We start from the raw sequence: 9,426 nt of genomic DNA on the forward strand, positions 1-9,426 counted from the left end.
CGGAGCCAACGTCATGAAGACCGTCCTCGCCGGTATCGCCCTCACTCTCACCGTCGCCTCGGGCGCTGCCTCCGCCGCGCAGCTCGACAGCCTTAAGGGGATGATGGGTGGATCTACCAGTTCGCTGACATCGGGCAGTACCAGCAATGCCGCTGGCATCCTGCAGTATTGCGTGACCAACAACTACCTCGGGGGCGACAGTGGCGCCTCGGGGGTGAAGGACCAGCTGCTGGGCAAGCTCGGCGGCAAGTCGTCCACGGCCGCTGCCGCGCCAACGCAGGACGCGGGCTATCTCGACGGCGCCAAGGGCTTGCTCAAGTCCAAGGATGGCAAGACCCTCGACCTTGGCGGCGCGGTCGGCTCGGACAACTCGCCCACTGGCGACATGAAAGAGAAGCTCACGCACAAGGTCTGTAAAGCCGTGCTCAAGCAGGGCAAGAGCATGCTCGGCGGCATGGGCAAATGACATGACGTGGACGGGACATGGACGTTCCGCCCCGTAAACCGGAAAGCCTCCCCCAGAGGTTTTCCCCATGGCAAAGCACGCGACGTACGACCCTTATGCGATGCGCGACCCGCGCACGCAGTATCCGCAGCCGGACTTCTCCAAGCAGCCGCAACCCGCGCCCGGCCTCGCCAGGGAGATGGTGCCGCGCCCCGATCACGGCGAAACCAGTTATCGCGGCAATGGCCGCCTGAAGGATCGCAAGGCGCTGGTCACCGGAGGCGACTCCGGTATCGGACGCGCGGCGGCGATCGCCTTTGCGCGTGAAGGCGCCAGCGTGGTGATCAACTACCTGCCCTCGGAACAGAAAGACGCCGACGAAGTGATCGGTTTGCTTACAGGCGAAGGCCATACCGTGATCGGCGTGCCCGGCGACCTGAAGGACGAGGCGTTCTGCAAACAACTGATCGCGAAGGCCGTGAAGGAGCTGGGTGGCCTGGATATCCTCGCCAATGTGGCCGGACGCCAGCAGTTTGCCAAGTCCATCGACGAGCTGGAAAGTGCGGCGTTCCAGGAAACATTCCAGACCAACGTGTTCGCGCTGTTCTGGCTGTGCAAGGCCGCGTTACCGCACATGCCGCCCGGCGCCGCCATCGTCAACACCGCCTCGATCCAGGCCTACGAGCCGTCGGACATCCTCCTCGATTACGCGCCGACGAAGGCGGCGATCGTCGCGTTCACGAAGGCGTTGGCCAAACAGGTCGCCGAGAAGGGCATCCGCGTGAACGCGGTGGCGCCGGGACCCGTATGGACGCCGCTGCAGCCTAGCGGCGGACAGCCTCAGGAGAAGCTGGTGGAGTTCGGCAAGAACGTGCCGCTGAAGCGACCCGGACAGCCGGTGGAGTGCGCGCCGGTGTATGTGTTGCTGGCTTCGCAGGAGGCCAGCTTTATTACCGGGGAGACCTACGGGGTGACCGGAGGGCATATGTTGCCTTGAGCCTACGCCGGCCGCGTAATCCGTCCGATCGCATCGATCAGATCGGAGACCCCATACGGCTTGACGATGATCGCCGTGCGCGCGTCGCGCTGGACGCCATTGGCGGTCTGGTCGCCAGTGGCAAAGAGCACTGGCAGCGACGGCTGCACCTCGCGCATGCGCTCAGCCACTTCCACGCCGTTCATCCCGGGCAGGCCGACATCGGTGAGCAGGATGTCGATGGCTTCCGCACCGTGCAAGCGCATGGCTTCGTGACCATCCCCGGCTTCGTAGACCGTATGCCCACGACTTTCCAGCATCTCGGTGACTGCCATGCGGATGAGCGCATCGTCTTCGACTACCAGGATGCGCAAGGACGCCGGAAGGCCATGGGGCGGGGGTAACGAGGGTGCTGGCGCGGCCAGGGGGCCGACCGGCGCGCGCGGTACGCGCCCGGCGAGCACATGGCGAATCTTGCGCGCCAGCGCCTCGCGGGAATACGGCTTGCTCAGCAGCTCCACACCTTCGTCCAGGCGGCCGCCGTGCACGATGGCGTTTTCGGTGTACCCGGAGGTGAAAAGCACGCCGATGCCAGGCTGCCGCTCGACCGCCTTGCGCGCCAGTTCCGGGCTACGCAGTGGACCCGGCATGACGACGTCGGTGAACAGCAGGTCGATCGCAATGCCGCTTTCGATGATCGACAGTGCGCTTTCCGCATCGCGCGCCTTGAGCACGCGGTAACCCAGGTCGGTGAGCAGACCGACCACGGTGTCGCGCACGGCTTCGTCGTCCTCGGCGACGAGTACGGTTTCATCGCCGCCGCGTACGCCCTCCTCGTCGAGCTCGACCACGCGGTCTTCGCCCTGGGTCGAGCGCGGCAGGTAGATCTTCACCGTGGTGCCCTCGCCCGGCTCGCTATAGATCTTCACGTGCCCGCCGGACTGCTTCACGAAGCCGTAGACCATGGACAGGCCCAGCCCCGTACCGCGCCCCTCCGGCTTGGTGGTGAAGAACGGCTCGAACACCTGTCCAAGAATCTCCTGCGGCATGCCCGTACCGGTATCGGTCACGGCGAGCATCACGTACTGGCCCGGGCGGACGTCGGCATGGCCCTTGGCGTAAGCGTCGTCGAGCAAGGCATTGCCTGCCTCGACGGTGAGGCGACCCTGTCCGTTCATCGCGTCGCGCGCGTTGATCGCGAGGTTGAGCAGCGCGTTCTCCACGTTCGAGGGATCCACCAGGGTGTTCCACAACCCGCCGGCGATCACGGTTTCCACCTCGATGGCCTCGCCCAACGCGCGGCGCAACAGTTCGTCCATGTCGCGGACGAAGCGACCGATGTTGACGACCTTGGGTGCCAGCGGCTGGCGGCGACCGAACGCGAGCAGCTGTGCGGCAAGCTTGGAGCCGCGCGTGACACCCGCCATGGCATTGGCGACGCGACGCTCCGCGCGTTCGTTCCCGGAGACGTCGGCGGCGAGTAACTGCAGATTGCCGCTGATCACCTGGAGGAGGTTGTTGAAATCGTGGGCCACGCCGCCGGTGAGGTTACCGATCGCATCCATCTTCTGCGCCTGGCGCAACTGCTCCTGGACCACGTCCAGCGCTGCTTCGCGGTCACGCTCAGCCGAGACGTCACGGGCCACGGCGAAGATCAGGCCCTCGCTGGGCACCGCTCGCCACGAGAGCGTGCGCAAGCCACCGTCGGCGGTGCGATAGCGGTTCTCGAAGCGAAGCGTGGTCTCGCCATCGGCCAGGTGGCCGGTTTCGTCCTGGGTGCGCGAGATGTCTTCCGGGTGAACGAAGTCGAGATAGGAACGACCTAACGTGTCGCGCTCGCTCCAGCCCAGGATGGTTGTCCACGCCGGATTGACCGATAGCAGGCGGGTGTCGGTGTCGGCCACGACCAGGATGTCGCTGGAGAGAGTCCAGACCCGGTCGCGCTCGTAGGTACGCTCGACGACCTGGCGCTCGAGATCTTTGGCCAGTAGCCGGAGCTCGTGCTCGGCACGGCGCCGTTCCACGGCCACGCGCGTGCGGCTGGCTACTTCGCTGACGAAGCTGATCTCTTCCTCGGACCAGTCGCGAGGGTCCGCGTGGTTGAGGTACAGGAGGGCGACGAAGCCGCCCCGTTCCGTCACCGGCATATTGATGAAGGACAAGGCGGTGATGCCGGCCAGGGCATCGGCGGTGGCAGCCGTGCGTGGGTCCGTCCGGGCGTCGGTGATCACCGTGGTCACGCCACGTTTGAGCTCATCGATGTAGCTGCCGTAGTCGCGAAAGTGCAGTACGCCGGCGAGGGTCTGGATCCCTGGCGCATTCCAGTCTCGCTCCACCGTGATGGTTTCGGCCACCGGGTCGATCGTGCCGTAGCCGGCCCGGCTCACCTTCAGCGTCCGGCCGAGTACCTCGGCGACACGGTAGGCAATATCGATCGGATCTTCCAGATCGCGCAGCAGGTTGCCGATCTCGATCAGGGCAACGCGGCGATCTTCGGCGGCACCGGAGCCGTCGGTGCCCTCTCCCGCCGAACGGATCGTCACCGCCGCGGTGGCTGGCAAACCCGGCCGGGCTTCGAGCGATACCCGCACGTGGGCTCCATCGACCGTGGCGAGGGCCAGCTCGCGCACGCCGTTGCCTGGTATGACCAGCGGCAGCGCCGCGACAAGGCGATCGCGGCTGTCGGGGTCCCACAGGCCGAGGAACCCCGAAGGCTCGTGTTCGCGCAAGCGGGCGGTCACCCAGGCGTTGGCGTAGAGCAGCTCTCCCGAAGCCGACACGGCCGCAAAGCCAAATGGCAGGGCATCGAGCGCATGGGAAAGGAGAGTCTGGTCCTGCAATGCGAACGATGAGGGCATCTGTCGAGCAATCGTGGGAGGCTGGTGGGCGGCGATTTTATCGGTTCATTGTGGTTCCCTTTGTGTAGACGGCCTTCACAGAACCTTCATTGGCGAGCCGTCGAAAAACGCTTGACAACAGGGACTCCCCAGCCGATCAACCACCTACGCCAACACCCTACATCTTGTGTTGACGCACCCCTTCGCCAGCTATATCGTGTGTCTCGTTGGTGTCCGGAGAGGCGCGACTGCCCGTCGGACTTAATAGGGAATACCGGTGTGAATCCGGAACTGCCCCGCAGCGGTAAGTGGAAACGATCCCGTTCAATGCACTGGTCCTTCGGGGACTGGGAAGCGACGGGTAGGCGGACCGCAAGGTCCACGTCCACGAGTCCGAAGACCTGCCAGCAATCGGTGCCCGAGAGGCCTCGATAGTGGTGACGGCTTCCGCGGGGAAGCACGTCGCGGACCGGAGGCCTTCAAAGGCGCTCCGTCCCCGACATTTCCCGTGTTTTGCCCCCATCGCATCGAGCCGACCCTCGGGACGGAGGTTTGACCAAGGCCATGGGGCTGCCAACACAATGACGACGATGGATTCCGCAGCGCGCGAGCGCACCGAGACGGCCGACGCGGCCGCCACTCCCTCCGCAGCAACCGACAAGGCGCCTGCCGCCGGTTACAAGAACGACGCGCCGCCGGCCTTCGCGCTGACGCCGCCGCACAACCCCGGACAGATGCGCGTGACCAAGCGCAACGGCGGCCACGAAGTGGTCGACGTGAACAAAATCGTGCGCGCGGTGACGCGCAGCGCCGATGGCCTGTTTGCGGTCGATCCGATGCGCGTGGCGCTGAAGACGATCGGCGGCCTGTACGACGGCGCCACCACCCAGGAACTCGACCAGCTGTCGATCCGCACCTCGGCCGCGCTCACGGCCGAAGAGCCGGAATACGGCCAGCTCGCCGCGCGCCTGCTCGCCGCGTTCGTCGACAAGGAAGTGTCGGGCCAGGACATCCAGTCCTTCTCGCAGTCGATCTCGACCGGCTTCGACCTGGGCATCCTCAACGAGCGCCTCCGCGACTTCGTGCAGATCAACGCGCGCAAGCTCAACGATGCGATCGACACGACCGGTTCGCGTCGCTTCGAGTATTTCGGCCTGCGCACGGTGTACGACCGCTACCTGCTGCGCCACCCGACCAAGCGCTTCGTGATCGAAACGCCGCAGTATTTCTTCATGCGCATCGCCTGCGCGCTCGGCGGCAACGACGTGGCCGAGACGCTCGAGCTGTACCGCATGCTCTCGTCGCTGGAGTACCTGGCCAGCTCGCCGACCCTGTTCAACGCCGGCACCGCGCATGAGCAGCTGTCGTCGTGCTTCCTGCTCGACTCCCCGCAGGACGCGCTGGAATCCATCTACGCCAAGTATGGCGACGTGGCCCAGCTATCGAAGTTCGCTGGCGGCATCGGCCTGGCCTACTCGCGCATCCGCTCGCGCGGTTCGCTGATCAAAGGCACCAACGGCCATTCGAACGGCCTCGTGCCCTGGCTGAAAACGCTCGACGCCTCGGTTGCCGCGGTGAACCAGGGCGGCAAGCGCAAGGGCGCGGCCTGCGTGTACCTGGAATCCTGGCATGCGGACATCGAGGAGTTCCTCGAGTTGCGCGAGAACACCGGCGACGACGCGCGCCGCACACACAACCTCAACCTGGCCAACTGGGTCCCCGACCTGTTCATGCGCCGCGTGGAACTGGACGGCGACTGGTCGCTGTTCGATCCGAAGATCGTCCCGCATTTCGTCGACACCTGGGGCCCGACCTTCGACGCCGCCTATGAAAAGGCCGAAGCCGAAGGCCTCGCGTCGAAGTCGATCAAGGCACGCGAGCTCTACGCCCGCATGCTGCGTTCGCTGGCCCAGACCGGCAACGGCTGGATGACCTTCAAGGATCGCTCCAACGCGACCAGCAACCAGACCGCACTGCCGCAGAACGTCATCCACCTGTCCAATCTGTGCACCGAGATCCTCGAAGTGACCTCGGAAGGCGAGACGGCCGTGTGCAACCTCGGCTCGGTGAACCTCGCCCGCCACGTGGTGGATGGCCAGTTCGACTACGACAAGCTCGCCACCACCGTGCGCACCGCCGTTCGCCAGCTCAACCGCGTGATCGACCTCAACTTCTACCCGATCGCCACGGCGAAGACGGCGAACATGAAGTGGCGCCCGGTCGGCCTCGGCGTGATGGGCCTGCAGGATGTCTTCTTCAAGCTGCGCCTGCCGTTCGATTCGGAAGAAGCCCGCAAGCTGTCGACGCGTATCCAGGAAGAGATCTACTTCCACGCGCTGTCGATGTCGAACGAGATCGCCGAGCGCGACGGCCCGTTACCGGGCTTTGAAGAAACCCGTTCGGCCAACGGTGAAATGCAGTTCGACTACTGGCCGGCCGCCACGCCGACCGATGCCGACGGCCGCTGGGCCGATCTGCGCGAGAAGATCAAGGCCAAGGGCCTGCGCAACTCGCTGCTCATCGCCATCGCGCCGACGGCAACCATCGCCTCGATCGCCGGCTGCTACGAGTGCATCGAGCCGCAGGTGTCGAACCTGTTCAAGCGCGAAACACTGTCGGGCGACTTCCTGGTGGTCAACCGCTACCTGGTCGACGAGCTGAAGACGCTGGGCCTGTGGACCGGCGAAGTGCGCGACCAGATCAAGCTCGCCGAAGGCTCGGTGCAGGGCATCACGGCGATCCCGGCACGGCTGCGCGAGGTGTACCGCACCACCTGGGAACTGCCGCAGAAGGCGCTGATCGACCTCGCCGCCGCGCGCGGTGCGTACATCGACCAGAGCCAGTCGCTGAACCTCTTCATGGAGAACCCGAACATCGGCCAGCTCTCCTCCATGTACATGTACGCGTGGAAGTCCGGCGTCAAGACGACCTACTACCTGCGCTCGCGTCCGGCTACGCGTATTGCCAAGACCACGGTCAGCTCCCCGGCCGCCGTGCAGGCACCGATCGCCCCGGCCGCGGATGCACAGGAACAGGCCGAAGCCGCGGTGTTCTGCTCGCTGGAGAACCCCGAGTACTGCGAAGCCTGCCAGTAACAGTAGAGAAATGTAGGAGCCGATTCATCGGCGATAGGGGTACCGGAAACCTGTGGGAGCCGGCTATTGCCGGCGATCCCGCGGCAGCGGGCCAGACCGACGCAAGCACCCATCGCCGCTGAAGCGGCTCCCACAAAAGCCGCTCATTCTTTCCAGAGGTACCCGATGTCCGCTGCACCGATCACCCGCGACTCCAACATCCTCGACCCCGGCTTCGAACTGACGCTGCGGCCGATGAAGTATCCGCAGTTCTACGAGATGTACCGCTCCGCCATCCGCAACACCTGGACGGTGGAAGAAGTGGACTTCTCGCTGGACACGTCGGACCTGAAGTCGAAGATGTCGGACGCGGATCGCCACCTCATCCATCGCCTCGTGGCCTTCTTCGCCACCGGCGACACGATCGTGTCGAACAATCTCGTGCTGAATCTCTACCAGCACATCAATTCGCCCGAAGCGCGCATGTACCTCTCGCGCCAGCTTTACGAGGAAGCGCTGCACGTGCAGTTCTACCTCACGCTGCTCGACACCTATATCCCGGAACCGTCGGAGCGCAACAGGGCATTCGCGGCGATCGAGAGCATCCCGTCCATCGCAGCGAAGGGCGAGTTCTGCTTCAAGTGGATCGACTCCATCCAGGGCCTCAACCGCCTGGACACCCGCGAACACCGTCGCCAGTTCCTGCTCAACCTGATCTGCTTCGCCGCGTGCATCGAAGGCCTGTTCTTCTTCGCCGCGTTTGCTTACGTGTACTACCTGCGTTCGCGCGGTCTGCTGCACGGCCTGGCTTCGGGCACCAACTGGGTGTTCCGTGACGAGTCCGGCCACATGGCCTTTGCCTTCGAAGTCGTACGCACCGTGCGCGAGCAGGAACCGGATCTGTTCGACGACGAGATGCGCATGCAGGTCGAAGCGATGCTCGAAGACGCCATCGCCTGCGAAACGCTGTTCGCCCAGGACGTGCTCTCGGGCGGCGTCGCCGGCCTGTCGGTCACCGACATGCGCCAGTACCTCGAGTACTGCGCCGACCAGCGCCTTGTGCAGCTGGACATGCCGAAGAAGTACGGCTCGAAGAACCCGTTCGACTTCATGGACCTGCAGGACGTCCAGGAACTGACCAACTTCTTCGAGCGCCGCGTCTCGTCGTACCAGGTCGGAGTGGAAGGCGAAGTCGCCTTCGACCAGTCGTTCTAAGAATCTGGAACCTGGCGGAGATGAACCTGTGGGAGCCGGCTATCTGCCGGCGATCCCGCGGCAGCGGGCCAGATAGAGGCAAGCACCATCGCCGCTGAAGCGGCTCCCACAGTAAAGCGGTTTTGAGGCAGCGGCTGTATCATTGCTGCACTGCAACAGGAACAGCCTCATGACCGACATCGCCCGCCCCACCGAGGCCCGCCTCCTCGAAATCGTCTTCCCCGACCACACCAACCACCTCGGCACGCTGTTCGGCGGCCAGGCTTTGGCGTGGATGGATAAAGCGGCCTTCCTTGCCGCCTCCCGCTACTCCCGCCAGATCGTCGTCACCGCCCGATCGGAACAGGTCGACTTCCACGTTCCGGTGCGCAAGGGACAGATGGTCGAGCTGATCGCCACGGTCGTGTCGGTGGGCCGCACCTCGATGAAGATCGACGTGGCGATGTACACCGAAGACCTGCTCACCGGCGCCCGTGAGCTCTGCACCCGCGGCACGTTCACGATGATCGCGCTCGACGCCGAACATAAGCCGACCGCGGTCCAGCCGCTCCCCGCCTGACCCCGAACTCGTTGTGGGAGCCGATTCATCGGCGATCCCGCGGCCGCGGGAAAGGCGGCCGCAAGTACCCAATCGCCGCTGAAGCGGCTTGTGTCTTTGCGTCGGCGTAGGCTTCGGGGTGAGAGCGGAGTGCGGCAAGCCCGCTAGCGGCGGTGCTGCGAGCACGTGTGGGAGCTGGGGCTGCCGCACTCCCTCCACCAATAGCCCGAACAGTTGCCCGAGTCGTACCTCGAAATCACAAGCCGGGGCATGGTGGAGGTGCTCTCACTTCCGATCGTACTCCGGAGTGAAATCATGAGCATCCATGTAGGAATCGACAC

General features: G+C 64.8%; 6 protein-coding genes and 1 riboswitch. Of the genes, 5 read left to right on the plus strand and 1 reads right to left on the minus strand.

Features of this window, described 5'->3' with window-relative positions; all coding sequences use genetic code 11:
• The first annotated feature begins 13 nt into the window (after window positions 1-13).
• Entirely contained in the window at window positions 14-466 is a 453-nt protein-coding gene (locus tag AC1DSN_RS00365; protein WP_477294504.1) for a DUF2501 domain-containing protein, read from the plus strand.
• Window positions 467-533: 67 nt separating this feature from the next.
• A complete protein-coding gene (locus AC1DSN_RS00370; RefSeq protein WP_063572458.1) occupies window positions 534-1,442 on the plus strand; it encodes an SDR family oxidoreductase in 909 nt (302 codons plus the stop codon).
• A 2-nt stretch (window positions 1,443-1,444) separates the two neighbouring features.
• On the opposite strand, the gene AC1DSN_RS00375 is transcribed toward AC1DSN_RS00370, so the two are convergent.
• On the minus strand, window positions 1,445-4,279 hold the full coding sequence (locus tag AC1DSN_RS00375) for a hybrid sensor histidine kinase/response regulator (RefSeq protein ID WP_477294507.1): 2,835 nt from the start codon (window positions 4,277-4,279) through the stop codon (window positions 1,445-1,447).
• 190 nt (window positions 4,280-4,469) lie between these two features.
• Window positions 4,470-4,681: riboswitch (cobalamin riboswitch) on the plus strand.
• A gap of 167 nt (window positions 4,682-4,848) precedes the next feature.
• Between AC1DSN_RS00375 and AC1DSN_RS00380 the strand changes: the two genes are divergently transcribed.
• The 3 genes from AC1DSN_RS00380 to AC1DSN_RS00390 all read left to right on the plus strand — a co-directional run bounded on the left by AC1DSN_RS00380 (window position 4,849) and on the right by AC1DSN_RS00390 (window position 9,106).
• A complete protein-coding gene (locus AC1DSN_RS00380; protein WP_477329205.1) occupies window positions 4,849-7,353 on the plus strand; it encodes a ribonucleoside-diphosphate reductase subunit alpha in 2,505 nt (834 codons plus the stop codon).
• A 165-nt stretch (window positions 7,354-7,518) separates the two neighbouring features.
• Window positions 7,519-8,547 (plus strand): ribonucleotide-diphosphate reductase subunit beta, encoded by a 1,029-nt coding sequence (locus tag AC1DSN_RS00385; protein WP_477329207.1) that lies wholly within the window; start codon window positions 7,519-7,521, stop codon window positions 8,545-8,547.
• A 169-nt stretch (window positions 8,548-8,716) separates the two neighbouring features.
• Window positions 8,717-9,106 carry an acyl-CoA thioesterase gene (locus AC1DSN_RS00390; protein ID WP_063572739.1) on the plus strand — a complete coding sequence of 130 codons (390 nt, stop codon included), beginning with the start codon at window positions 8,717-8,719 and terminating at the stop codon, window positions 9,104-9,106.
• Window positions 9,107-9,426 lie beyond the last annotated feature (320 nt).

The sequence above is a fragment of the Luteibacter sp. P4_D7_3 genome, assembly GCF_056401735.1.

What these genes read in the sequence shown, in the direction of transcription:
- AC1DSN_RS00365 (WP_477294504.1), top strand. Translation starts at nt 14, where the DNA reads ATGAAGACCGTCCTCGCCGGTATCGCCCTCACTCTCACCGTCGCCTCG.
- AC1DSN_RS00385 (WP_477329207.1), top strand. Translation starts at nt 7,519, where the DNA reads ATGTCCGCTGCACCGATCACCCGCGACTCCAACATCCTCGACCCCGGC.
- AC1DSN_RS00380 (WP_477329205.1), top strand. Translation starts at nt 4,849, where the DNA reads ATGGATTCCGCAGCGCGCGAGCGCACCGAGACGGCCGACGCGGCCGCC.
- AC1DSN_RS00370 (WP_063572458.1), top strand. Translation starts at nt 534, where the DNA reads ATGGCAAAGCACGCGACGTACGACCCTTATGCGATGCGCGACCCGCGC.
- AC1DSN_RS00390 (WP_063572739.1), top strand. Translation starts at nt 8,717, where the DNA reads ATGACCGACATCGCCCGCCCCACCGAGGCCCGCCTCCTCGAAATCGTC.
- AC1DSN_RS00375 (WP_477294507.1), bottom strand. Translation starts at nt 4,279, where the DNA reads ATGCCCTCATCGTTCGCATTGCAGGACCAGACTCTCCTTTCCCATGCG.